Origin of the sequence: Streptomyces sp. Da 82-17 (assembly GCF_046098215.1) — a bacterium.
Taxonomy (GTDB): domain Bacteria; phylum Actinomycetota; class Actinomycetes; order Streptomycetales; family Streptomycetaceae; genus Streptomyces.
In genome coordinates, this window is the sequence record NZ_JBJURH010000030.1 from 40,822 (window position 1) to 63,847 (window position 23,026).

The window sequence follows — 23,026 nt, forward strand, 5'->3', positions numbered from 1 at the left end:
CATGCCCAGCTCGAAAGCCCAAGCCGCCGAAACCGCGGCCCGCCGCGCCAAGCTCATCAAGCTGCGCCGTGCCGGCCACGACTTCCAGCACATCGCCGACACCCTCGGCTACGCCAGCCGCGGCGCCGCCAGCAAGGACCTGATCCGCGCCCTCGAGCAGCATCGCGAGGAAGAGTCCGCCGAGATCGGTTTCTACCGGCAGCAGGAGAACGAACGCCTCGACGCCCTCATGACCGCCGTGTGGGAACGCGCCACCACCCCTCAGCCGGTCTTCACGAAGGACGGCGTGCACACGCACGACGAGATCGACCTCCGCGCCGTCGACACCCTCCTGCGGCTCATGGACCGCCGCGCCAGGCTCAACGGCCTCGACGCGCCCGCGCGCACCGAACTCTCCGGCCCCGACGGCGGCGCCGTACCGCTCGGCACCGGCAGCCTCGCCGAACTGAACACCCTCATCGGCATCGCCGGGCAGACCGGCACGACCGGCCCGGCCGCGGCCGCCGAAGGCGAGGATCCCGGTGACGACGAGCGTTGACGACCTCCTCGAGGACGCCCTGCTCGCCGAGTACCGCACCCTGCCCACTGTCGAGCGGTACCGCGTCGCCCGCCGGGCCAGCCCGGCCGTACGGCTCCGACTCGCCTGGGTGGAACGGCAGATGGCCATGGACCGATCCCCGGGCGCGCTCGCCGCGGTCCTCACCGAGGGCCGCGAGAAGCAGGCCGCACACCTGGACCTGATCGACGGCGTCTTCCAGAGGATTGCCGCGGGGGAGCGGCTGCAGGTCATGCTCACCATGCCGCCACGCCACGGAAAATCGCAGCGTGCGTCCAGGTGGGGGCCGCTCTGGTACCTCCGCCGGAACCCCACCCACCGCGTCATGCTCGCCTCGTACGGCGCCGACCTCGCCGACGACCACGGCCGCTGGGTCCGCGACCAACTCCGCGAGCACGCCCCCACGCTCGGCGTCCGCCTCGACGACGCCTCCCGCGCCGCGAACCGCTTCGACCTCGAACAGCCCCGCGGCTCCTCCGTACGCGGCGGCATGGTCACCGCCGGCGTCGGCGGCTCCCTCACCGGCAAAGGCTTCAACCTCGGCATCATCGACGACCCCTTCAAGGGGTCCGACGACGCCAACTCCCCGGCGCAGCGCGAACGCGTGTGGAACTGGTACCAGAGCGTCTTCTACACCCGCCGTGCCCCCGGCGCCTCCATCATCCTGATCAACACGCGCTGGCACGAAGACGACCTGTCCGGCCGGATCCTCGCCACCGAGCCAGAGAACTGGATCCTCATCGACCTCCCGGCGCTCGCCCTGTCCGAGACGGACCCGCTCGGCCGGCAGGTCGGCGACGCGCTGTGGCCCGAGCAGTACGACGCCGCCGAACTCGCCCGTACGAAACGCGCGGTGGGGGAGCGCGTGTGGTGGGCGCTCTACCAGCAGCAGCCCCGCCCCCTCGAAGGCGGCGTGTGGAAGTGGCCCTGGATCACCGAGCACCGCATCAGCCCGGTGGCGTTCCGGGGCGTCGACCTGACCCGCGTCGTCGTCGCCCTTGACCCCGCCGGCGGAGACACCCCCGGCCACGACGAGTCCGGCATCGTCGCCGCAGGCCGCTCCTCGGACGGGCACTACTACGTGCTCGCCGACCGCACCGGCAAGCACTCCGCGGAGGCGCGCGGCCGCGAGACGTGCCTGCTGGCCCTTGAGCTCGGCGCGGACGCGATCGTCGTCGAGACGAACTACGGCGGCGACATGGCCCGCCAGAACGTGCTCCAGGCCTGGGCGGAACTCGAAAGGCAAGGTGCAACGCTGGGGATGCATATGCCACGGGTTGTTGACGTGACAGCGAAGAAGGGAAAGCGGCTACGCGCCGAACCGATCGCCCAGCTGTACGAGACCGGCCTCGTCCACCACACCGCAGAGTTCCCGCAGTTGGAGATGCAGATGGTGACGTGGCTACCCGGCATGGACTCCCCGGACCGGATGGACGCCGCAGTCCACGCCCTCACTGAACTTGCAGACCCCGCCGCGAACGCCGTGGGCACAGGGAGTTACACGGACCGGAGACTTGCGGGAAGACGCTGAAACGGGACGAGATTGGAACACGGAAGAGGATTGGGAAAGCAGGTGAACATTCGGATCCGGGTGTCAACCAGTCCAGTGGGTTCGCAGATTCTGGCTGTGTAAATTGAGTCGGGTCCCTATCGTTGGGACCGCTGCGATGTAAAGGTATCGGCACACGGTGCCGATACCGGTACCGCAGACAGGACCGGGAGCCGACCTGGATGGCCGGCCCCCGGGGTGACGAAGCCGTCGGACTACGAGCTGATCCACTGGGCCAGTTCCAGCGCGCACTGGAACACGGCGGCCATCAGGGACCACAGCGCGTAGTCCGGCGGTTCATCGTTGCTGAGCATGATGCTCCTCTCCTCGGCGTAGACCGTGAGGAAGTCCCCCGGCCGCGGCACGGGAGATGGCAGGAGCAACCGCTGTGAACGATGCGTCACGAGCACTCTAGGCGGACTGAGCCCAACTCACGTGCGGTCGGCGGAAATTGGCCTCGATCCTGCAATTTGCATATGCCCGGGGCATGGAAAACGGGCGTCTTGAGGAACCGTCAACTTCTGTACCCGCAGGTAGCAGCGTTGCGCCTCAAGCGAGGGGCCACGGCTACCACATGACAGCCTGGCATGAACTCAGAACCGGAGAAGGCGCAGCTCACACGGTGCAGAACACCCGAACCACAGCACCCGGCACGGGCGTTCACAGCCGTCAGAGCGCAGGAGCGTTGGGCTCCTCGGAGGACGCGGCGCCAGCACGATCCCGCGCCTGGCGCTTAGCGAGGGCTCTCCTACGAGATCCGTCGGGATAGTCGGGCTGGTACGACCAGAGGTCGCGGCAGTCCTCCCTGACGATCCACGCCAGGTGCTGTAGCTGCTCGAACTTCTCGGGGCCCAGAGACCCGTCCATGGGGACGGCCTGCAGCGCTTCCTCCGCGTGCCGGTACGCCGTGCCGAAGTCTCGTACCGCGCACGCCTGCCGGGCCTTCTCGATCAGCTCGAAGACTCTCTCTTCCCCCCGCTCCATGCCCGCCAGTATGCCCAGAGCGGCGCCGCCAGATCCGACGAGGGAGGGAACGTTCCCGCAGCACGTCCGTACCCTGACCACAGGCGCGGGGCCTGACAGCGGAGGAACATCCGTGGGCCTCATCGCCGGTGCCCGCCGCCTCATCATCGACAGCTGGTCCTGGCTGAACTACAAGCCGGTCTTCGCCGATGACGTGCGCGGCATGCCCAACCGCCGGGCGTTCCCCGAAGCACACGCCACCTGGGTGCCCGCCGACGACGAACGCCGCCTGGCCGCGTACAAGCTCCTCGCCGCGTACGACAACAACCAGGCCGCCGAGCTCGCCGCCGTCCGCGACGGGCAGGCCCGCGAGCGCCGCGAGTTCGGCGACCCCAGCATGTTCGTCGACACGATCCTCGCCCACGTCCTCGGCCGCGAGCAGACCATCGTCGTCCCCGGCGCCGAACACCACGGCGACGACGAGCCCGAGCCCGGTGCGGCCATGGCCGAGCGAGTGCAGACCCTCCTGCGGGACTGGGCGAAGGCCGAGCTGTTGCCGATGCGGGTCCAGCAGGGCGAGCGGAAGGCGGTGCCGCTCGGCGACGGCGTGTACCGGCTCGCCTGGGACCCCGCCAAGCAGCGCGTCACCGTCCGCGCGTCCGACCCCGGCTTCTACTTCCCCGTCCTGCCCGAGGACGGCGACGGAGGCGAGTACCCGACGCGCGTGCACTTCGCGTGGGAGCTGCCCGAGGACCCCAAGCGCGGCCTGAAGGCGAGGCTGCGGCGCATCACCTACGAGCTGGGCCCGATCGGCCCGGCGACCGCGCCGGGCGTCGACGGCCGCGGCCGGCCCGTACGCGCCCCGCTCGCCACCGACACCCCGGACGGCCCGGGCCCGGCGTACGGGCCCGGTGACCTTGTCGACGGCGGTACGGTCATGCGCCTGTACCCGTGGAACGAGGAGCCCAGCCCTCTCACTTGCTACCTCACGGACGCCACCTGGGAGTTGGGCGACCTCAAGGGCAACAACCTGGACGTCGACAACTTGCCGATGGCCGCCGCGCAGTACGCGACCCGCGCCGACGGGGAAGTCCTAGACCGGCTCGACCTCTACCTGGACTTCCTGCCGGTCGTGCACGTCCCCAACACCGTCCCGGCCGCCGAAGAGCACTGGGGCCAGTCGAGCCTCGCGAAGGTGCTACAGGTCTTCGACGAGCTGCAGGGCGCCGACACCGACTCCGCCCGTGCCACCGCCACCACCGGACTCCCGATGATCGGCATCTCCGGCATCACCGACGCCCGCCAGGTGTACGACGTCGCCCCCGGCCAGGTCTTCCGCCTCGGCGAGCAGGGCCGCCTCACCACCATCGACACGTCCCCGGCCCTGCGTGAACTCCGCGCGCAGCGCCACGACTTGTCCGAACGCGCCGCGACGAACGCCCGGCTCCCCGCAGTCACGCTCGGCACGCTCGACCCATCGCAGGCCCCGTCCGGGTACGCGATGGAGCTGTCCCTCGGCCCGCTCGACTCCCTCATCGCGTCCATGCGCCTCGCCCGCGCCCACAAGTACGCGCTGCTCCTGAAGATGGTGCAGCGCCTCCACCTGGCCGGGCAGCACCCTGACTGGGCCGGGACCAGCGTGCAGCCCGCCGAGCTCGTCTTTGGCCCCTACACCCCGACCGACAAGGCCGCCGTCCTCGAGCAGGTCACCCAAGGGGTCACCGGCGGGGTCCTGTCGCTGGAGACCGGCGTACGGATGCTGCAGGAGGCCGGGTTCCCGATCGACGACCTCACGACCGAGATCCAGCGGATCCAGTCCCGGCAGTTCACCGCGGCCCGTGACCTTGCCGACGCGCTCGGCAACGTCGACGAGGTCGCCGACTTCCTCGGCCGTCAGGCCCCCGAAGAGCCGGACGCGCCGGCCGTCCAACTCCCGCCGCCCGGCGGCCCCGACGACGACGTGGACGACCCGGCAGACGGCGACGGCGGGGGAGCGGGGGCAACAGGTGCCTGATCCTGTGCTGCAATCGATCTCAGGCGCGGGGCCCGGAGAAGTCCATGGAGGACTCGTACTGATGCGTCGCCCCACGCAGCACCGCCCCCGCACCGCCGCCCGGCAGGCCTGGACCCACCCTTACACCGGCGTCGAGGCCCTCGCTGTCTTCCACGCCGACGGCGGCGACGACCCGGCCCCGCAGCCGCCCGCCGCGCCGAAGCCCACCCCGCCCGCGCCGCCGCAGCCGACGTTCACCCAGGACGACCTCGAGCGGATCGCCGCGAAGGAGAAGAGCCAGGGCGAACGCGCCGGCGCCCGCAAGGCGTTGGAGGAGTTCGCCGCCGAGCACGGCTTCAGCAACGTCGACGACGCGAAGGCGTTCATTGCCGCCGCCCGCCAGGCGCAGGAAGCGGCGAAGAGCGAGGAGCAGAAGCGGCAGGAGGAGCTGTCGCGCCGCGAGCAGGCCCTCGCCGAGCGCGAGGCCGCCGCGGTGGCACGGGAGCGGGCCGCGAACCGGCGGGCGGTCCTGGTGGGGCTCGGTGCGACCGGCGACGACCTCGAGGACGCGGCCGCGCTCCTGCGCGTGGAGGACGACGCTGACGACCAGGCCCTCCGGGACGCCGCGGCCGCACTGAAGGAGCGCCGGCCCGAGCTGTTCGGCCCACGGCAGGCCGCGCCCAACACGCTGCCTCCGGCCCCGGGCGGGGCACCCGCAGGCGGCGCGCCGCGCGGCGGCGCCTCGAAGGACGACGTACAGGCCCGCGCCCGTAAGCGCGCCGAGTCCATGGGATTCCGCCGCCCCGACGCCGCCTAGCGGCCCACACGCTGAGGGACCACGACCTCCGTACGACACCTCCGTGGACGGCACCACCGAGCTGGTCGCCCGCACCCCTTTGTGCAATCCCCATTCCACGGGAGGAGATCGGCGTGGACCTCCAGCCGATGACCACCACCGAGACCGTGACCGCCGACCGCCGGTGGCTGCGCAACCTGCACGGCTCGGGCATGAACGCCACGATCACCCTGGACGTCTCGAAGTTCACGTCCGGTACCCACTACACCCCGGCCACCGCGACGAACCCGCGCGCGGTGTTCAAGTCCGGCCTGCCCCTCGGAAAGATCACCGCGTCCGGCCTGTACGCCCCGTACACCTCCGGCGCCACCGACGGCACCCAGATCCTCGCCGGGCTCCTCGCCACCGAGACCGCGTTCAACCCGGCGGTCACGAAGGTCGGCGGCGCGCTCCTCGTCCACGGCGACGTCGACACCGCCAAGCTCCCCGTCGCGCTCACGGTCCCCGCGGCCGCGAACCGCACCGACCAGATCCACTTCTCCTGAAAGGGGCCTGAGTGATGCTTGAGACCCTGCTCAGGGACATCGACGCCACAGAGATCAACGCGTTCGCCCGCGCCGTACAGACCCCCGCGGACTACGCGCTGACCCTCTCCGTCATGCCGGAACGCACCATCAACTCGGTCAAGTTCCGCATCAAGTCCACGTCCCGCCGGGTGAACGCTGCGAAGTACCGGGCCTGGGACGCCCAGACGTCCGTCGCCACCCGCGAGGCCAAGCGGATCGTCACCGAGGGCATGCTGCCCCCGCTCGGCCAGAAGTACCTGGTCGGCGAACTGGAGCAGATCCTCCTCGACACCGCCCGCGGCGCGGACGCCTCCGAGCTCGTCGAACTCCTCTACCAAGACGTCGCCGCGCACGTGCAGTCCATCAAGTCCCGCCTCGAGCTCGCCGTTGGCGACCTCCTGACCGACGGCAAGTTCACCTTGGCCGGGGAGAACGGCCTCACCGTCGAGTACGACGCCGGCGTGCCCTCCGCGAACATGCCGGTCGCCGCGACCGCCTGGACGAACCCCGCCGCGGACGCCCTCGCCGACGAGATGGCGTGGATCGAAGTCCTGCGTGCCTCCGGTGCGCCGCTGCCGACCCGCGTCGTCACCTCCTACAAGGCCCGCGCCCTGCTCGCCTCCAACGACGCCTACCGGCGCGCGTTCTACGGGCAGCCCGCCACGCAGACCCCCACCGGAGTCCTCGCCCCCAACGAGGTCGACGCCGTGCGGGCCCGCTACAACCTGCCGCCCATCGAGGTCTACGACGTCCAGATCCCCAAGGACGACGGCACCATGGCCCGGCCGCTGCCGGACAACAAGTGGCTGATGCTGCCGCCGAACCCGCAGACCTGGGGCGAGACGCAGTACGGCGTCACCGCCGAGTCCCTCGTCCTGTCCTCCGGCGGGAACCCCGCCATCGAGCGGGAGGAGGCCCCCGGCATCGTCGTCACCCACGGCTACACCGACGACCCGGTGCAGGTCTGGACGAAGGGCGCCGCCGTCGCGATGCCGGTGCTGTACGTGCCGGACATCCACATCTCGGCGTCGGTGTTCTGACCATGGCCGCCCAGCTCGTAGCGACCGTGTACGTCACCGACCCCGACTCCCACCAGACGGTGGTCCTCGAGGAAGGCAGCGAGCCGGAGCCGCGCCTGGCGGCTCTGGTCACCAACCCCGCGGCCTGGGAGAACGGCACCCTCCCAGGCACCCGCGAGACCGGCGCCTCTTCGGAGGACGACGGCGACAAGCAGGCCGCGCGGAAGCCCGCGGCCAAGAAGCCGGCCCGGAGCCGGAGCGCCGCTGACGAGGGCACCAGCGGCGAGTAAGCGCGTGCGGGCCCGCCTGGTGGTGGGGCGCCACCGGCGGGCCCGCACCCGCACCCCCTTCCCAACACGCCTTGGAGGACAGCCTCGTGGACACCGCCGTACGCGCGTGGCTCCTCGCCGAGCTCGGCACTGCCACCGACCAGGCCGACCTCGACACCCGCTACACCCGCCTCGGCAGCGCGCGGGCCGTCGCCCTCGAGGTGCTCCGCGAGCGCCTGGCCGCGCTCCGCGCCCAGCCCGCGTCAGTGAACGTGTCCTCCGTCGTCGCCGTCACCTTCACCGAGAACATCCGCTCCTACGAGCGGCAGATCGCCCTCCTCGAAGCCGGGCAGCCCCCGGCGCCGGACGACCCGACCGACACCACCGGCCCGGACGGGCTCGGCGTGATCCGGCTCGTGGAACGGGCCCGTCGATGACCACCCCCGTACGCCGCCGCGGCCGGAGCCTGCGGGCCCGGCTCCTCGGCTACATCACCGACGCCGCTGCCCGGCTGCGCGACGCCTGGCGGATCCTCACCACCGCGCAGGCCCGCCTCCTCACCGCGCTCGCCCGCATCCGGCCCGGCCGCCAAGCCGGGCCCCGCATCCGCGCGGCCGTCGCCGAGTTCAACCGCGCGATCGCCGCGTTCCACCGGGAGGCCGGCGGCTTCATCGACCGGTGGGTGTCCGTCGACCTGGCCCTCGTCTACCGCGAGGGCGGCCTCACCCTCCTCGACCGGGCGGCCAGGCCAGGGGGCCGCTTCACCTGGACCCGCCGGCACCAGGCGCAGGTCACCCTCCTGTCCGCGCAGTTCTTCGCCGACCTCACCGCCCGGATCCAGGAGGCGATCCGCCGGGCCCGCGCGTTCCTCCGCGACGCCCAGACCGACGCCTACGCCCGCGACGCTCACTTCGACCCCGACGTGCTCCTGGCCCAGCACCGGCTCGACACGGTCGTCTACCGCGACAACTCCCGCCACCCCGTGGACGCGTGGGCCCACGCGGCGATCACCTGGCAGGCGGTGACCACCGCGAACACCGGCGCCGCCCGGACCGCGCTCGACGAGCTCGGCGTGACCTTCCTCGAGGTCCGCGACGGCCCGGACTGCGGCTGGCAGTCCCACGACGACCCGGACAAGGCGAACCGCACCCTGCGTACCGTGCAGGACGCCCTCGCCCACCCCACCGCGCACCCGCACTGCCAACGGGAGTTCCTGCCGCGCCTCGACCTCGCCGACCGCACCACGATCCGCTCCGGAGCCGCCCTATGACCACCGAACCGCAGGCGTGCGGCGTACGGATCTCCGCCCAGCCGGGGCACGCGGACATCAGCCTCAACGGCACCCCGCTCCCGCCCGGCGTCGTGACCGGCTACGTCCTCGAGCACGCCGTCGCCGACGCCCTGCCGCTGCTGGTCCTCCACACCCGGCAGGCCGACCACACCGCGTTCGACGGGCTCGCCCGCGTCGCCGTCGCCGCCCCGAGCAGCCCCGGCCAGACGGTCGCGGAGTTCCTCGCCGCGATCGACCCCGTCCTCCTCGACCAGGAAGCCCTGAACCGCGCCGACTACGGCGGCGGGCCCGGGGCGACCGCCCGCGCGATGCTCGCCACCCTCACCGACTGGGCCACCAATGGAGGTGCGCATGCCCGGACTTGACCTGTCCGGCCTCGTCCCGGTCATCGAAGACCTCGTGCTCCTCGACACCGTCCGCATCAGCACCCCGGCCGGAGCCCCGGTCTTCGACCCGGCCACCGGCACCTACACGTACCCCGCCGGCGAGGTCGTGTACGAGGGGCGCGGCGCGGTGCAGTCCGCCATGTCGGTCGACGCCGCCGCCTCCACCCCCGGCAGCAGCCTGCCGTGGCCGACGGAGACCCGCAGCCGCTACCGGCTCCTCACCCCGCTCAGCGCCCCCACCGCCGCGAAGGACACGCTCGTCACCGTCCTCAGCGTGCACGCGGGCGGGGACCCGGCGCTGCTCGGCCGCCGCTGGCGCGTGCAGGACCCCGCCGCCAGCGGCACGCTCGGCGTCATCCGGGTCACCCTCCTCGACCAGATCACCGAGAGCGGGGCGAGCTGATGGACCTCGACGACCTCGAGCCCCGCCTGGAGCGGGCCGCCGACCGGGTGGGCCCGGAGGTGAACCGGACCGTGCAGCAGCAGGCCCGCCTCACCCGGGCCCTGATCCGCGAGCGCGCCTCCGGCCGGCCCGGCCCGAACATCATCACCGGCCAGTACGTGGCGAGTTGGCGGATCGAACCGTTCGCGGTCCCGGACGGCGGCGGCGCCGTGATCGGCACGAACGCCCCGCAGGCACGCCGCCTGGAGTACGGCTTCTGGAACATGACCGACAGCATCGGCCGGCACTTCTTCCAGCCGCCGTACCCGCACGTCGGCCCGGCCGTCGACGAGCTGTCGCCGGAGTACGAGCGGGCGTTCCGCGACGCCTGCGACCGGATCTTCGGGAGCTGACGTGATCGAACGCCGCCTCGTCACCGCCGGGCTGAAGACCCTCCTCACCGAGCTGACCGGCCGCCCCGTCGGCGTACGCACCACGCCGCTGGACACGGAGGGCCGTCCGGTGCCGCCGCCGTACACGCTGCTCTACCCGCTCGACCACCGCACCGACGACGGCACGCTCGCCGACGGGCACCGTACGGCCGTCTCCGACTACCAGGCGACGTTCGTGTCCGGCCCGGTGCCGGGGGCGCCCGACAGTAGGGGAGGGGACGAGCAGGCGCAGTGGCTCGCCGACCGCGGCCGCCGCCTCGTCGCCCGCCCCACGGACGGCAGCGGCGGGTACGCGCATCCGCTGAACTGCGGGCCCGGCGTGGGCTGTTACCGGCGGGACGCCGCCGAGGCCGGGGGAACGTCGGAGCCGAACGATGCCATCATCACCACAGTGATCCGTTTCCGGCTCTACCTGGAAACCAGCGCCTGACAGGCGCCGTATCACCGCACCGCGGCGGGCCCTACGCGGACGCCACCAGGAGGTGGCCGCCACACGAAGCAAGGGGCCCCGGCCGGGCCCCGATCCGCGAGGGGCCACCATGAGGTTCAACCGCAAGGGCACCACCAAGATCTACTACCTGCCGACGATCGCCGCGGCGACGCTGATCCCGACCTCGGCGGAGATCACCGCAGGTACCAACTACACCGGGCAGATCAACGCCATCGAGGGCTGGTCGCTGGAGAACTCCCCGATCGAGACGCCGGACATGGCGTCCACGTTCGTGTCGAAGATCGGCGGCGACGACTCGGCCGCCGACAGCTCGCTCACCTTCTACGAGGACTCCACCCTCGACACCATCGAGACCGACCTCGCCAAGGGCACCAACGGCTTCATCGTCATCTTCTCCAAGGGCAACACCGCCGGCAGCAAGGGCATGGACGTCTTCCCGGTCACCGTCGTCTCCAACTCGAAGAGCTACACGACGGACAACGAGGCCGCGATGATCACCGTGCAGTTCACGATCACCTCGCGCCCCGTCTTCAACCAGACCGTCCCGACCGGCGCCTGACCCCGGCCACCCCCTCAAGCCCCCGGCCGGGCCCGGCGTGTCACGGGAAGGGCGCTACGCGCGCCCGGCCGGGCCTTCCCGTAACGGAGAGCCCGCATGACCACCAACTGGACTGCCCTGCAGAAGCGCCTCGACACCCTGAAGCGCCCCACCCTCGGCTTCACCATCTGCGAGGACCCCGAGGTCCGGCACCGCCTCAACCGCGCCAAGACCGCGGTCGCCGACGCCGAGCAGACCCTCACCGCGCTGACTGCCGCCGACGAACCGCAGCGGCCTCTGTTCGAGGACCGTGCGGCCGCCGCGCGCGCCGAACTCGCCGCCGCACAGGAGGCGTTCGACAAGGCGGCCATCACCCTCACCTTCCAAGCACTCGAACGCCGAGAACTGGAAGACCTCCAGGCCAAGCACCCGGCCAGCGAGCAGGACGAAGCCGACGGCCAGGACTTCGCCATGGACTCCTTCGCCCCCGCCCTGATCGCGGCCGCCTCCGTGGACGGCATGCCCGTCGACTACGCGAAGCACTGCCTCGACACCTGGTCGGCCGCCGACGCCCGCGGTCTGTGGAACGCCGCCTGGAGCGTGCAGCACCAGCAGCGGACCGACCTGGGAAAAGGCTGACCGCCGATGAGCGGCTCCGCGCCGAGCTCGAACTCTGCGACCGCTGGGGCATCCCCCACTCCCAGTTCCGCGGGCACGGCGACGGCACCTGGACCGACCTCGACCGGCGCAAGGCCCTCGCCTACGCCGCCTACGCCCGCCAGGCGTGCCCCGGCTGCGGCACCCGCGCCGAGGAGTGGGACGAGCAGGCCGGCGGCGACGAGGACGCCTACACCGCCATCACCCACCGCTGCATCGGCTGCCAGATCCTCGCCGACAAGCAGAAGCAGGTGCCCCAGGGCGACGAGGGGCACGGCGTGAAGGTGCTGCTCATCCCCACGTCCGTGCACGCCGCCCTCCAACTCGCCCGAACCACCCGCTAGATCAGGAAGGAGCCCGCCGATGACGCAGTGGAACCTGCAGGTGCGCCTGACCGGGCAGGGCTCCGACCTGTCCCGCACCCTCCGCGACACCGCCACCGACGCCCGCGCCGCCTCCCGCAGCGTGAACCGGCTCCGCCGCGACATCAGCCGCCTCCGCGCCGAATCCGCCCGCGACATCCGCCTGCGCCTCACCGTCGACGCCACCCACCTGCGCAGCGAAGTACGCACCGCCGTCCGCGGCGCCTCCAGCCGGACCGGGATCCGCATCCCGGTGAGCGTCGACGCGCGCCGCCTGCGCGCCGACATCGAGGACGCGCTCGGCACGACGACCGGGCAGTCCATCCGCGTCGCCCTGCAGCTCGACGACCCGGGACGGCTGCGCCGCGAAGTCGACGACGCCGTACGCCAAGCCACCGCCGGGCAGGCCATCCGCCTGCCCGTCACCGGCGCCGGCGGGCAGCTCGGCGGGAGCCTCGCCTCCTCGAGCAGCAGCGCGAAGCGCCTGACCCGCGACCTGCTGCTCCTGTCCCAGGTCCTCGTCCCGATCGCCGCGGCCGCCGTACCCCTCGCCGGGTCCTTCGCCGCCGCCGGAGCCTCGGCGACCGCGTTCGGCGCGGCGGTCGCCGGCCAGCTGGTGCCGCTCGCCGAAGCCGTCGAATCCCAGGCCAAGCTGGACGACGCGATCGAGCAGTACGGGGCCGCGTCCGACGAGGCGGCGAAGGCGTCGCATCAGGCGCAGGTGGCGTTGGCGAAGCTCCCGCCGCACACCCGCGAGGCCGCGGCCGCCGTCGCCGCTCTCCGCTCGGAGTTCCGCGACTGGTCCGACGACCTGTCCGGGGTGACGATGACCCCGGTCACCAAGGGACTGCAGCTCACCACGGCGCTCCTGCCGAAGCTCTCCCCGATGGTCCGCTCGACCTCGACCGAGTTCGACCGGCTCATCACCCTCCTCGCGGGCGGCTTCAACACCCCCGGCTTCGACCGGTTCCTGGACCAGGTCGACCAGGCCTCGACGTCCGCGCTGCACAACCTCGGCAACGGCATCGTCCGCCTCTCCACGGCAGCCGACAGTTTCGACGGCGGGCCGGTCGCCGAGTTCATGGCTTTCGCCCGTACCCACGGCCCGCTCGTCGCCGAAACGCTCTCCAACCTCGTCCAGGCCCTCTCCCACGTCGTAGCCGCCGCCGCGGACACCGGGGTGGGGGTCCTGCACGTCGCGAACGCCTTCGCCCAGCTGGTCACCGCGGTCCCCTCCGACCTGCTGTCGGTCCTCATCGGCGTCTACACCGGCATGCGGCTGCTGTCCGTCGGCATGACCGCCGTCGCCGCCGTAGCCTCCTCCGGCATGGTGGCCCGCCTGGCTGCCTATTTCGCCGTGCTTCGCGCCGCCGGGGTCGGCACCACGCTGCGCGCCACCGCGGCGTCGATGACCGCCATGCAGAAGGCCGGCGTCGGCCTCGGAGTTCTCGCCGTCGCCGCGATCGGTATCGACAAGCTCGCGGACAAGGCGCGCGGCGCCCCGCCGGACGTGGATCGGCTCACCACCAGCCTGAAGAACCTTGCCAGAACCGGGGAGATGACCGGGGAGCTGAAGAAGACGTTCGGCGACCTCGACGGGCTCGTCGACAAGGTCAAGGAGCTCGGCAGCGCCACCCAGGAGCAGGACGAGTACATCGCCTCCTTCGGGAACAAGGGGTTCGGGCCGCTCGACGACCTGCGGCGCAAAGTGCACGGCCTGTTCGACGACTTCAAGGACGGCGAGGGCTCCCTCAACGCGCTGAAGGACGACTTCGACAGCCTCGACCAGGCCATGGCGCAGATGGTGTCGGCCGGGCACGGCAAGCAGGCCGCCGCTGACTTCAACCTCATGAAGGACGCGCTGAGCCGGGCCGGGGTGTCCACCAAGGAGATCAACAAGCTGTTCCCGGAGTATCGGGACGCGGTCGCCGCCCTGAAAGCGGAGCAGCAGCTCGCCGCGCAGGGCATGGGCGTGTTCGGGCAGCAGGCCATCTCCACCAAGGCGAAGCTGGACGCGCAGAAGGCCTCCGCGGACGGGCTGCGCCAGTCCATCCAGGCCCTCAACGACACGCAGCGGACCGGCCTCGGCGGGATGATCGGCTTCGAGGCCGCGATCGACGCCGCCACCAAGGCCGCGAAGGACAACGCCGGCGCCCTGTCGATGTCCGGCGGGCAGCTCAACCTCAACAACGACACGGCCCGCAACGCCGCCACGGCGCTCAACGACCTCGCAGCGAAGACCGACGAGGCCGCCGCCTCCGCCCGCCAGTCCGGGGCGTCGTGGGAGACCGTCAGCGGCATCTACGAGCGCGGCCGGTCCGCCCTGGTGAGTACGGCGATGCAGATGGGCCTGACCGCGAGTCAGGCCAAGGCGCTGGCCGACGACATCCTGAAGATTCCGGACGAGAAGTCCACGGTCCTGGAGATGCGCTCTGAGGACGCCATCGCCGGTCTCGACGCGGTCATCAAGAAGCTCGAAGCCACCCCGAACGCCAAGTCGATCACCGTCAGTGCGCTCACCACGGAAGCCCGCGCGATCCTCGAGGACCTCGGCTACCAGACCGAGACACTCCCCGACGGCCAGGTACGGGTCACCACGCAGACCGGGGAAGCTCTGCTGGGCATCGGCGCTGTCAAGGAGGCCCGCGACCGCCTCGCCGACAAGACCGTACGGATCGGCGCCGCCACCACCACAGCCATCCGTGACCTGATCGCCGTGCAGGACAAGGTCAAGGCCACCAAGGGCAAGACCATCACGATGTCCGCGCCGACCGCCGCGGCCCGCGAACAGCTCACCCTCCTGGGCTTCAAGATCCGGGACACGAAGGGCAAGCAGGTCACCATCACCGTGCCGACCGGCGGGCCGATGGAGTCCGTACGGCGCATCCAGAGCGCGATCAACGGCATGTCCGGGCGGACCATCGGCATCGGCGTCTACACCACCGAGTACTACAAGCGAGTCCAGAACGGATCGACGGTCCCGAAGGCGATCCGCCGCCCGAACGCTAACGGCAGCGTCACCGACTTCTACGCCGACGGGGGCATGCGCGAGCCGCGCGGCGAGAGCCACATCGCGCAGATCGCCCGGCCCGGGGACTGGCGGATCTGGGCGGAGCCGGAGACCGGCGGCGAGGCCTACATCCCCTTCGCTCGCTCCAAGCGGCCCCGCTCCCGCGCGATCACCGAGGAGACCGTGAGGCGCCTGGGCGGCGACCCCGCCCAGATCCAGTGGAACGCCGACGGCAACGTCACTGACTGGCGGTACGACCCGCAGTCCGGATCCCTGTACTCGCCGTCCGACGCCGGCCAGGCCGGGAACAAGACCCGCAAGGTCAAGTCCAAGGGCAAGACGAAGGAGATCTCCTACTTCGACCTCGGCGCGGTCGAGAAGAAGCTGAAGTCCACGGCGGCCGCGACCCGCGCCTGGAACGCCGACCTCGAGAAGGTCGCCGACCGCGTCGGCGGGGACGTCGCCGAAGCCCTCGCCTCCATGGGCAAGGAGGGCGAGAAGCTCGCCGACAAGATGGCCCGCGGCTCCACGAAGTACATCAACGACATGGCCGCCGCCCTCCGCGGCCTGCAGAAGACCGCGAAGGCCTCCCTGACGGACTACACCCGCCAGCTCGGCACCGCGAACAAGCTGAACCAGGAGTTCTCCGACGACCTCGCCACGCTCGCCGCACGCGGGTACGGGGACCTCGCCAAGCAGCTCGCCGCGCAAAACGACAAGGCCGCCCAGCAGCTCGCCGACGCGGCGGTCAAGGCCCCGCGCAAGGCCGCGTCCGCGAACGCGGCAGCGAAGACGGCGAACAACGCGCTCACCGGCGCCCAGGTCGAGGACCTCGTCGCGATCATCGCCGCGATCAAGACGTCGAAGACGGGCATCCACGACGTCGCCGCGACGACCGGACTCGGCGAGGACGCGATCATCGACACCGCCACCAAGGCCCGTACGCAGATCGCCCGTTCGCTCGGCACCCGCTCCACGCGGTTCCTCGCCGACCTGGCGAAGGCCCAGAAAGGCATGGCCTACGCCAACGGCGGCATCCGCTCCGGGATCTACGCCACCAAGGGCGGCGCGGTCACGTTCGCCGAGCCGTCGACGGGCGGGGAGGCGTACATCCCGCTCGGCGCGCACAAGCGCCGCACCGCTCTCCCGGTCCTCGCCGATGTCGCCGGACGGTTCGGGCTCGGCCTGCGCGACGCCGCCGAGGGCCGCGTCATCATCGTCCGCGAGAAGGCCCCGCTCGTCGGCCGGCAGACCTGGAACGTCACGACCTGGGGCGACGCGATCGAGACCGCCCGCCGGATCGACGCCGACAACGCCTACCAGCTGCGCCGCCTCGCGCGGGGAGGGGTGGCCGCCCGATGAGCACACTGGTCGAACTCGCCGACTACCAGCACCAGTTGGGCGGCGTCCTCATCGGCGCCGGGACCGACGTCACGATCCGCGCGATCGAAGGCCTCGGCCAGACGCCGCTGCGCACCTCGGACGTCGAGCCGGCCGGGGAGGACGGGCTGTGGCTCGGCCCGGACTTCTACAGCGGCCGTACGATCCGCATCGACGCCGCGATCAAGTCCAGCAGCGCGGCCGCCGTCCTCGACGCGCTGCAGGCCCTCCACGTCCCGGCGTACGACCCGCTGGTGCGGACCGTCGGCGGCGCGACGCTCGACCTGCGCCTGAAGCTGCCCGGCCGGACGACGCGCACCGTACGCGGACGGGTCCGCAAGCTCGAGCCGGACCTGTCCACCGTCATCCACGGCTACAGCCCGCTCGACATCGAGTTCCAGGCGCAGGACGCCCTGTTCTACGCCGACGAACCCGCGTCCACGTCGATGCCGCTCGGGTCGCTGACGCAGGGCGGCATGACGTTCCCGCTGCAGTTCCCGTTCCTGATCGCCGGGGACCCCTCGGCGGTCGGACGCCCCGGCTACCTGCAGGTCGACGGGACGGCCGCGACGTGGCCGGTGCTCCGCGTGGCCGGACCGTGCGCCAACCCCACCATCACGCACGTGACTTCGGGCCGGGAGTTGACCGTGCAGACGACGCTCGCGGCGGGGGAGTGGGTGGAGATCGACACCCGGCCGGGCTGGCGCACCGTCCTGCGCGACAACGGCGGCGCCGCCCCGCTCGCCCCCACCAGCCGTATCGACCAGTTCGTCCTCACCCCCGGGCTGAACGAGGTCCGCTGGTCGGCGACCGACAACACCCTCACGTCCACGCTGGCCGTCACCTGGTGGCCCGCCTACCAGGCCCTCTAGGGAGGCCCCACCTCATGGCTCTTGAGACCACGCCGATCGCCGTCACGGGCGGCACGCACACCGCGCAGCAGTTCCGCATGATGATCCGCGACTTGGCGCAGGCGAACCAGGGGATCACCGAAGGCACGCACCTGAAGGTGTCCGCGCTCGCGACGCCCGGCGGCGGCGTGCAGATCGCCGACGGCTCGGCGACGATCAGCGGCAAAGTCTCCCCGGTGCAGGGTTCTTACAACGTCTACAACATCGGCTCCGACACCGTCTCGATCGCGGCGACCGGCGGCACCAGCCGCTCCGACATGGTGATCCTCCGCGTGCAGGACCCCGAATATGAGGGCTCCCGCGACCCCAGCGACTGCGCGTTCTTCGACGTCGTCTCCAACGTCTCCAGCTCGGCGACGACGGTGCCGTCCGGCTACTCGGCGATCCCGCTCGCCCGGATCGACATCCCCGCCTCGACCGGCACCATCACCAACGCGATGATCAAAGACCTGCGGCAGGTCACCAACCCGCGCCGCGTCCGGGCCCTGTACCCGTACAACTTCCCCGGCCCGCTCGTCGAACTCTCCGGCACGACGGAGCTGTGGCGGAACTTCCCCAACGTCACCATGGCGTCCGTCCCCATCCCGTCCTGGGCCGCGACCATGCGCGTGTCCTACACGGTCTGCGGCGTCCGCTGCGTCGACGGAAACGTGTGGGCGAACTTCCGCTTCATGATCGGCACGATCGAGGCCAACCAGTACATCGCGATCGACGACAACCAGGGCACCGGCCCCCGCCGGCAGACCGTCACCATGGTCGACACGATCGACCTCACCACCACCGCCGGAGCCGCCCTCCGCGGCACCACCCAGCCCTTCTACTCCCGCATGACGCCGCGCTCCTCGAACGCGGGCAAGGTCGGCGTCGACGGCACCACGTCCTTCGCCATCGACATCGAGTTCACCGAAGGGCCCCTCTGATGAGCGGCCGGTGGCGGTACTTCACCCAGCACGCCCTCACCGGGGCGATCCTCCACCCCGCCCTGCCGCTCACAGACGTCGAGTTCGGCAACGAGCTCAACGGCCCCGGCCACTTCCGCGCCACGGTCGCACCGCGCTGGGCCCGAGCGAACATCGACACCCTGCAGCCCGGCACCGCCCTCCTGTACGCCGAGGCCGACGGCATCCTGCGCTGGGGCGGACTCCTGTGGGACGCCACCCCCGAGGACGGCGAGTACCACCTCGAGGCCGCCTCCTGGTCGTCGTACCTGAACAAGCGGCACGACCACCACGGCGAACTCCGCGGCCGCGGCCCGTACGTGTACCAGGACCCGTGCGTCATCATCCGCGACATCTGGGCGTACGCGCAGGAGCAGCCCGACGGGAACCTCGGCGTCACCGTCGACGCCACCAGCTCGTCCGCGAAGGCCGGCACCCCGGCCGAACCGTGGCACTCCTACTGGTACGAGACCCCCGTCCTCGGCGAACTGGTCGACGACCTCGTCTCCGAGGACGGCGCCCCCCAGTACACGAACACCTGCCACTACCAGGCCAACGGGCAGATCGTGCGCCGCCTGAAGCTCGGCTACCCGCGGCTCGGCGCCCGCCGCACCGACATCTCCTTCACGACCGGCATCAACATCGTCTCCACGCCGCCCGTGCGCTACTCCGGCGACGAGTACGCGAACGTGATCCTCGCGACCGGCTCCGGCGAGGGCACCGCCACCCGGTACGCCGTCGACCCCGTCCGCGACGGCCGCCTCCGCCTCGAATCGGTGCTGGCCCTGCCGACGGTGAACGGCACCGACGTCCTCGGCCGCCGCGCGGCCGCCGAACGCAATCGGCGTCAACTCCTCGGCCAGGTCGAGCAGATCACCGTCCGCGACCACCCGGCCGCCCCGCTCGGCTCGTGGCAGATCGGCGACGACGTCCGCGTCACCGTCAACAACCAGTGGACCTCCTGGTCCGGCTGGTGCCGCATCACCGCCGACTCCTACCGGCCCGGCACCGCCCCGGATCAGGCGACGCTCACCCTGCGCCGCGCCGACGCCTTCCACTACGGATCCCCGGAGGCATCCTGATGAGCCGCTCCATCCCGCACGAGATCCAGGCCCTGAAGCGCCAGGTCGACCAGATCAAGAAGGGCCAGCGGATCGCCCACGGCGCGTCCATCGAGAACGCCGCGGTCGAAGTCCGCGACGACACCGGCAGCCTGCGCACGATCGTCGGCCTGCAGGCGGACGGCACGTCCGGCGTGAACGTCGTCAACGGCCCCACCCCGCCCGCACCTTCCCTGCCGGTGGTGGAGTCTGCGCTCGCCGCCCTCACCGTCACCTGGGACGGCACCTTCGCCGACGCCCAGGTCGCGCCGCTGGACTGGAGGCGCGTCGAAGTCCACGTCGGCCCCACCGCCGACTACGTCCCGGAGCAGGGCACGCTGCGGGACACGATCGAGACCGCGCAGGGCGGCACCGTCACCGTGCCGCTCCCGTACACCGAGTGGCACGTCAAGCTCCGCTCCCGCTCCGCGTCCGGCGCCGTCTCGGCGGCCACGCCGGCGGTCGCGGGCACACCACGGAAGGCGGAGGCCGCGGACATCACCGCCGGGGCCATCACCGCCGACGCGATCGCGGTCGACGCGCTCACCGGCAAGACCATCACCGGCGGGTCGATCACCGGCGCCCTCATCCAGACCGCTGCCCCCGGCGCCGGAGCGCGGATCACGATGAACGAAGGCGACACCAACAAGATCCTCGTCTACGACAGCGCGGGCACAGCCGTCGGCGAGCTGTCCGACATCGGCCTGGCGCTGCGCGGCTCCAGCGGCGCGATCCTCCAACTCGACCCCGACGCCACGTACCCCGCCCTGAAGTTGAGCAACGCGGCGCGCACCGAGTTCGCGTTCATCAACGTCGTCGAGGACCCGTCGGGGTCCGTGAACCTGATGCTGAACACCAGCCCGTACACCGCGTCCGGGAACACAGACATGCGCTGGCGCCAGTACATGGGCAACGACTTCGCTGTCATCGAACGCTTCCGGGACTCCACCAGCGGCGTTATCGGTGGCCGCCTCGACCTCCGCGCCGCCGTCGCCGCGCTCGGCTACTACGACTACACCGGCGCCACGACCTTCGCCGACTTCGCCCTCACCCCGAACCTCGGCAAGGTGCGCGGCCGGCTGAACGTGAAGCCGAACGCGGGGGACGCCAACACCGTAGTGCTGGTGGAGTCCGCGGCCGGGCACACCGGCTACCTCATGCGGCTCTACAACACGGACGCCGGCACGTACCGGCTCACCGTCGACCTGGCGGGCAACACGACCGTCGGCGGGGTCCTGAAGGCCGGGAACATCGCGACCGGCTCGGTCAGCATCACCCCGTCCGCGGCGAACACCCCGACCAGCTTCACCTTGTCCGGCCTCAACGTCGCCGGCACCACCTTCCACGGCTTCGTCACGGCGAACACCACCGTGCCCGCCCCCTCGACCGGGTCCGGCGGCACCCCGAACGGCGTGAACAGCGTCTCCATCTCGTCCGTGAGCGGGAGCGGCGCCACGATCTGGGTCAACCGCCAGAACACCACCAACACCACAGTGAATTGGATGATCGTCGGCTCATGAGCAGCGCACCCGAACCCACCGAACCGACCAGCCCCGACAGCGACCCGACCGGGGTCGAGCCGCCCGTCGCCGGGACCGAGCCCGAACCCAGCTCCACCCCGGAGCCCACACCCGATCCGATCCCGCCGCCGTCCGAGCCGATCGTGTACGTGCCGAACACGTGGTACTCGGCGACCTGGACGTGCCGGACGAGCGGCTGCGTGAACGAGAACCAGGAGCTGTTCGCGCCGATGCTGTACTCCAACAACGGCATCACGCTGGGGATCTTCTGCGGCCGCTGCAACACGAAGGGCCTCATCCTCACCGTGACCCTGCTCGACCCGCAGCCCGAACCCGAGTAGCCGGGGCAACACCGCCCGGGCGCGACCGTACGCTGAGATCACCGGGTGACCCTCCACCCGCCGCTCCTTCCCGAGGGACAGACCAGCGGTCTGCAGCCACAGCCGTGGGCGCGGGGAGAAAAGCGAGCAGCACATGGCGTCGCCGTTGAGCGCGTCCGCCTTCGTCAAGGCACTCAAGGACGAGGGCCTGAAGGTCGTCGAAGTGGGCGACTGGCGCACCCACAACCGCAACCACAAGGGCCCGTGGGGCCCCCTGCACGGCGTGCTCATCCACCACACTGTCACCAAGGGCACCGCGAACACCGTCAAGATCTGCCGCGACGGTCACAGCACCCTGCCGGGCCCGCTGTGCCACGGCGTCATCGCCAAGGACGGCACCGTCCACCTCGTCGGCTACGGCCGCGCCAACCACGCCGGGCTCGGCGACGACGACGTCCTCGACGCGGTCGTCCACGAGAAGACCCTCCCGCCCGACAACGAGGCGAACACCGACGGCAACCGGTACTTCTACGGCTTCGAGTGCGAGAACCTCGGCGACGGCAAGGACCCGTGGCCCGCCGCCCAGCTGGAGGCCATCGAGAAGGCTGCCGCCGCGCTGTGCCGCGCGCACGGCTGGGACGCCAACTCGGTGATCGGACACCTGGAGTGGCAGCCCGGGAAGGTCGACCCCCGCGGCTTCACCATGCGGTCGATGCGCGCCCGGATCGCCGACCGCCTCGGCGGCAAGCCGAGCACCCCGTCGACGCCGCCCGCGAAGTCCGGCACGTACACGGTCGCCAAGGGCGACACCCTCTTCAGCATCGCCCGCGCCCACAAGACCCGCGTCGCCGTCCTCGTCGACCTCAACGACCTCGACGACCCTGACCAGATCAGCGTCGGCCAGAAGCTGAAGGTCCCCGCGGCCAGCAGCCCGTCGAGGCCCACCCCAGCCCCGGGCCCGGCGTACGAGCCGTTCCCCGGCGCCGGCTTCTTCCACGGCGGCCGCCACTCACCGGTCATCACCACCATGGGCCGCCGCCTCGTCGCTGAGGGCTGCGGCACCTACCGGTACGGGCCCGGGCCGAACTGGACGAACGCCGACCGCGAGTCCTACCGCCGCTGGCAGAAGAAGTGTGGCTTCACCGGCGCGGACGCCGACGGCATCCCCGGAAAGACCTCTTGGGACCGGCTCCGTGTCCCCAATTCCTGACCCCCCACCCCTGCTGGAGAACCCCGTGAAACCCACCGCCACCCTGTTCGGTCGTGAACCCGCGATCTGGGCCGGACTCGTCGCCGTCGTCGTGCAGTTCGCCGCGGCGTTCATCGTCGACGTCACCGCGGACGTACAGGCCGGAGTCAACGCGACCGCCGCCGCCCTGCTCGGCCTCCTCGTCGCCTTCAAGGTGAACGACGGCCAGGTCGCCGCCCTCACCGGCTTCGCACAGGCCGCGCTCGCCCTCGGCATGCACCTCGGCCTCGACTGGTCCGCCGACCGGCAGGCCGCCGCCATGGCACTGATCACCGTCGTCGCGCAGACCTTCGTCCGCACGCAGGTCACCGCACCCGCCCCGGCCACCCCGGCACGGCCGGCCGTGAGCGCCTGACCCCCGAACCCCT

25 protein-coding genes are annotated in these 23,026 nt (G+C 71.4%); 24 read left to right on the forward strand and 1 reads right to left on the reverse strand.

The features are described from left to right. The first annotated feature begins 1 nt into the window (after position 1). Positions 2-538, forward strand: a complete 537-nt coding sequence (locus ACIDOF_RS34585; RefSeq protein ID WP_409010184.1) for a hypothetical protein — start codon at positions 2-4, stop codon at positions 536-538. Continuing rightward, complete coding sequence (locus ACIDOF_RS34590; protein ID WP_409010185.1) at positions 522-2,087, forward strand: terminase large subunit domain-containing protein; 1,566 nt, start codon at positions 522-524, stop codon at positions 2,085-2,087. The genes ACIDOF_RS34585 and ACIDOF_RS34590 overlap by 17 nt, the downstream gene beginning before the upstream one ends. A gap of 687 nt (positions 2,088-2,774) precedes the next feature. On the opposite strand, the gene ACIDOF_RS34595 is transcribed toward ACIDOF_RS34590, so the two are convergent. Then, positions 2,775-3,089: a hypothetical protein gene (locus ACIDOF_RS34595; protein ID WP_409010186.1), complete on the reverse strand. Its 315-nt coding sequence runs from the start codon at positions 3,087-3,089 to the stop codon at positions 2,775-2,777. A gap of 112 nt (positions 3,090-3,201) precedes the next feature. On the opposite strand from ACIDOF_RS34595, the gene ACIDOF_RS34600 reads away from it, so the two are divergent. The 22 genes from ACIDOF_RS34600 (at position 3,202) to ACIDOF_RS34705 (ending at position 23,013) form a co-directional block, all read left to right on the forward strand. Beyond that, positions 3,202-5,082, forward strand: coding sequence for a hypothetical protein (locus tag ACIDOF_RS34600; protein ID WP_409010187.1), 1,881 nt, complete (start codon positions 3,202-3,204; stop codon positions 5,080-5,082). A gap of 61 nt (positions 5,083-5,143) precedes the next feature. Next, positions 5,144-5,878 carry a hypothetical protein gene (locus ACIDOF_RS34605; protein ID WP_409010188.1) on the forward strand — a complete coding sequence of 245 codons (735 nt, stop codon included), beginning with the start codon at positions 5,144-5,146 and terminating at the stop codon, positions 5,876-5,878. A gap of 113 nt (positions 5,879-5,991) precedes the next feature. Next, positions 5,992-6,402 carry a head decoration protein gene (locus ACIDOF_RS34610; protein ID WP_409010189.1) on the forward strand — a complete coding sequence of 137 codons (411 nt, stop codon included), beginning with the start codon at positions 5,992-5,994 and terminating at the stop codon, positions 6,400-6,402. A gap of 14 nt (positions 6,403-6,416) precedes the next feature. After that, the gene (locus ACIDOF_RS34615) at positions 6,417-7,463 is read left to right on the forward strand and encodes a major capsid protein (protein ID WP_409010190.1); all 1,047 of its coding nucleotides are present in this window, start codon (positions 6,417-6,419) and stop codon (positions 7,461-7,463) included. A 2-nt stretch (positions 7,464-7,465) separates the two neighbouring features. Beyond that, complete coding sequence (locus ACIDOF_RS34620; protein WP_409010191.1) at positions 7,466-7,732, forward strand: hypothetical protein; 267 nt, start codon at positions 7,466-7,468, stop codon at positions 7,730-7,732. Positions 7,733-7,818: 86 nt separating this feature from the next. Continuing rightward, positions 7,819-8,148, forward strand: a complete 330-nt coding sequence (locus ACIDOF_RS34625) for a hypothetical protein (protein ID WP_409010192.1) — start codon at positions 7,819-7,821, stop codon at positions 8,146-8,148. Continuing rightward, on the forward strand, positions 8,145-8,981 hold the full coding sequence (locus ACIDOF_RS34630; protein ID WP_409010193.1) for a hypothetical protein: 837 nt from the start codon (positions 8,145-8,147) through the stop codon (positions 8,979-8,981). The genes ACIDOF_RS34625 and ACIDOF_RS34630 overlap by 4 nt, the downstream gene beginning before the upstream one ends. Continuing rightward, a complete protein-coding gene (locus ACIDOF_RS34635; RefSeq protein WP_409010194.1) occupies positions 8,978-9,367 on the forward strand; it encodes a hypothetical protein in 390 nt (129 codons plus the stop codon). The genes ACIDOF_RS34630 and ACIDOF_RS34635 overlap by 4 nt, the downstream gene beginning before the upstream one ends. Beyond that, on the forward strand, positions 9,354-9,791 hold the full coding sequence (locus tag ACIDOF_RS34640) for a DUF6093 family protein (RefSeq protein ID WP_409010195.1): 438 nt from the start codon (positions 9,354-9,356) through the stop codon (positions 9,789-9,791). Before ACIDOF_RS34635 ends, ACIDOF_RS34640 begins: the two co-directional genes overlap by 14 nt. Further along, on the forward strand, positions 9,791-10,183 hold the full coding sequence (locus ACIDOF_RS34645; protein ID WP_409010196.1) for an HK97 gp10 family phage protein: 393 nt from the start codon (positions 9,791-9,793) through the stop codon (positions 10,181-10,183). The genes ACIDOF_RS34640 and ACIDOF_RS34645 overlap by 1 nt, the downstream gene beginning before the upstream one ends. Before the next feature lies 1 nt (position 10,184). Continuing rightward, positions 10,185-10,652, forward strand: coding sequence for a hypothetical protein (locus ACIDOF_RS34650; protein ID WP_409010197.1), 468 nt, complete (start codon positions 10,185-10,187; stop codon positions 10,650-10,652). A gap of 109 nt (positions 10,653-10,761) precedes the next feature. After that, positions 10,762-11,232 carry a hypothetical protein gene (locus ACIDOF_RS34655; RefSeq protein ID WP_409010198.1) on the forward strand — a complete coding sequence of 157 codons (471 nt, stop codon included), beginning with the start codon at positions 10,762-10,764 and terminating at the stop codon, positions 11,230-11,232. Positions 11,233-11,328: 96 nt separating this feature from the next. Then, entirely contained in the window at positions 11,329-11,850 is a 522-nt protein-coding gene (locus tag ACIDOF_RS34660) for a hypothetical protein (RefSeq protein ID WP_409010199.1), read from the forward strand. After that, positions 11,793-12,212, forward strand: coding sequence for a hypothetical protein (locus tag ACIDOF_RS34665; protein WP_409010200.1), 420 nt, complete (start codon positions 11,793-11,795; stop codon positions 12,210-12,212). The genes ACIDOF_RS34660 and ACIDOF_RS34665 overlap by 58 nt, the downstream gene beginning before the upstream one ends. Positions 12,213-12,231: 19 nt before the next feature. Beyond that, positions 12,232-16,602 carry a hypothetical protein gene (locus ACIDOF_RS34670; RefSeq protein ID WP_409010201.1) on the forward strand — a complete coding sequence of 1,457 codons (4,371 nt, stop codon included), beginning with the start codon at positions 12,232-12,234 and terminating at the stop codon, positions 16,600-16,602. After that, complete coding sequence (locus ACIDOF_RS34675; RefSeq protein ID WP_409010202.1) at positions 16,599-17,492, forward strand: phage distal tail protein; 894 nt, start codon at positions 16,599-16,601, stop codon at positions 17,490-17,492. Before ACIDOF_RS34670 ends, ACIDOF_RS34675 begins: the two co-directional genes overlap by 4 nt. A 14-nt stretch (positions 17,493-17,506) precedes the next feature. Next, the gene (locus ACIDOF_RS34680) at positions 17,507-18,451 is read left to right on the forward strand and encodes a hypothetical protein (protein WP_409010203.1); all 945 of its coding nucleotides are present in this window, start codon (positions 17,507-17,509) and stop codon (positions 18,449-18,451) included. Then, positions 18,451-19,551 carry a hypothetical protein gene (locus tag ACIDOF_RS34685; RefSeq protein WP_409010204.1) on the forward strand — a complete coding sequence of 367 codons (1,101 nt, stop codon included), beginning with the start codon at positions 18,451-18,453 and terminating at the stop codon, positions 19,549-19,551. Before ACIDOF_RS34680 ends, ACIDOF_RS34685 begins: the two co-directional genes overlap by 1 nt. Next, positions 19,551-21,089 carry a hypothetical protein gene (locus ACIDOF_RS34690; protein ID WP_409010205.1) on the forward strand — a complete coding sequence of 513 codons (1,539 nt, stop codon included), beginning with the start codon at positions 19,551-19,553 and terminating at the stop codon, positions 21,087-21,089. Before ACIDOF_RS34685 ends, ACIDOF_RS34690 begins: the two co-directional genes overlap by 1 nt. Further along, positions 21,086-21,430: a hypothetical protein gene (locus tag ACIDOF_RS34695; protein ID WP_409010206.1), complete on the forward strand. Its 345-nt coding sequence runs from the start codon at positions 21,086-21,088 to the stop codon at positions 21,428-21,430. The genes ACIDOF_RS34690 and ACIDOF_RS34695 overlap by 4 nt, the downstream gene beginning before the upstream one ends. Before the next feature lie 133 nt (positions 21,431-21,563). After that, on the forward strand, positions 21,564-22,619 hold the full coding sequence (locus tag ACIDOF_RS34700) for a peptidoglycan-binding protein (RefSeq protein ID WP_409010207.1): 1,056 nt from the start codon (positions 21,564-21,566) through the stop codon (positions 22,617-22,619). A 25-nt stretch (positions 22,620-22,644) separates the two neighbouring features. Then, entirely contained in the window at positions 22,645-23,013 is a 369-nt protein-coding gene (locus tag ACIDOF_RS34705; RefSeq protein WP_409010208.1) for a hypothetical protein, read from the forward strand. The last annotated feature ends 13 nt before the right edge of the window (positions 23,014-23,026 follow it).

Bases quoted from the DNA above. Each gene is read 5' to 3' on its own strand.
- ACIDOF_RS34585 (WP_409010184.1), top strand. From the start codon at position 2: ATGCCCAGCTCGAAAGCCCAAGCCGCCGAAACCGCGGCCCGCCGCGCC.
- ACIDOF_RS34595 (WP_409010186.1), bottom strand. From the start codon at position 3,089: ATGGAGCGGGGGGAAGAGAGAGTCTTCGAGCTGATCGAGAAGGCCCGG.
- ACIDOF_RS34605 (WP_409010188.1), top strand. From the start codon at position 5,144: ATGCGTCGCCCCACGCAGCACCGCCCCCGCACCGCCGCCCGGCAGGCC.
- ACIDOF_RS34615 (WP_409010190.1), top strand. From the start codon at position 6,417: ATGCTTGAGACCCTGCTCAGGGACATCGACGCCACAGAGATCAACGCG.
- ACIDOF_RS34620 (WP_409010191.1), top strand. From the start codon at position 7,466: ATGGCCGCCCAGCTCGTAGCGACCGTGTACGTCACCGACCCCGACTCC.
- ACIDOF_RS34630 (WP_409010193.1), top strand. From the start codon at position 8,145: ATGACCACCCCCGTACGCCGCCGCGGCCGGAGCCTGCGGGCCCGGCTC.
- ACIDOF_RS34635 (WP_409010194.1), top strand. From the start codon at position 8,978: ATGACCACCGAACCGCAGGCGTGCGGCGTACGGATCTCCGCCCAGCCG.
- ACIDOF_RS34640 (WP_409010195.1), top strand. From the start codon at position 9,354: ATGCCCGGACTTGACCTGTCCGGCCTCGTCCCGGTCATCGAAGACCTC.
- ACIDOF_RS34645 (WP_409010196.1), top strand. From the start codon at position 9,791: ATGGACCTCGACGACCTCGAGCCCCGCCTGGAGCGGGCCGCCGACCGG.
- ACIDOF_RS34655 (WP_409010198.1), top strand. From the start codon at position 10,762: ATGAGGTTCAACCGCAAGGGCACCACCAAGATCTACTACCTGCCGACG.
- ACIDOF_RS34660 (WP_409010199.1), top strand. From the start codon at position 11,329: ATGACCACCAACTGGACTGCCCTGCAGAAGCGCCTCGACACCCTGAAG.
- ACIDOF_RS34670 (WP_409010201.1), top strand. From the start codon at position 12,232: ATGACGCAGTGGAACCTGCAGGTGCGCCTGACCGGGCAGGGCTCCGAC.
- ACIDOF_RS34675 (WP_409010202.1), top strand. From the start codon at position 16,599: ATGAGCACACTGGTCGAACTCGCCGACTACCAGCACCAGTTGGGCGGC.
- ACIDOF_RS34680 (WP_409010203.1), top strand. From the start codon at position 17,507: ATGGCTCTTGAGACCACGCCGATCGCCGTCACGGGCGGCACGCACACC.
- ACIDOF_RS34685 (WP_409010204.1), top strand. From the start codon at position 18,451: ATGAGCGGCCGGTGGCGGTACTTCACCCAGCACGCCCTCACCGGGGCG.
- ACIDOF_RS34690 (WP_409010205.1), top strand. From the start codon at position 19,551: ATGAGCCGCTCCATCCCGCACGAGATCCAGGCCCTGAAGCGCCAGGTC.
- ACIDOF_RS34695 (WP_409010206.1), top strand. From the start codon at position 21,086: ATGAGCAGCGCACCCGAACCCACCGAACCGACCAGCCCCGACAGCGAC.
- ACIDOF_RS34700 (WP_409010207.1), top strand. From the start codon at position 21,564: ATGGCGTCGCCGTTGAGCGCGTCCGCCTTCGTCAAGGCACTCAAGGAC.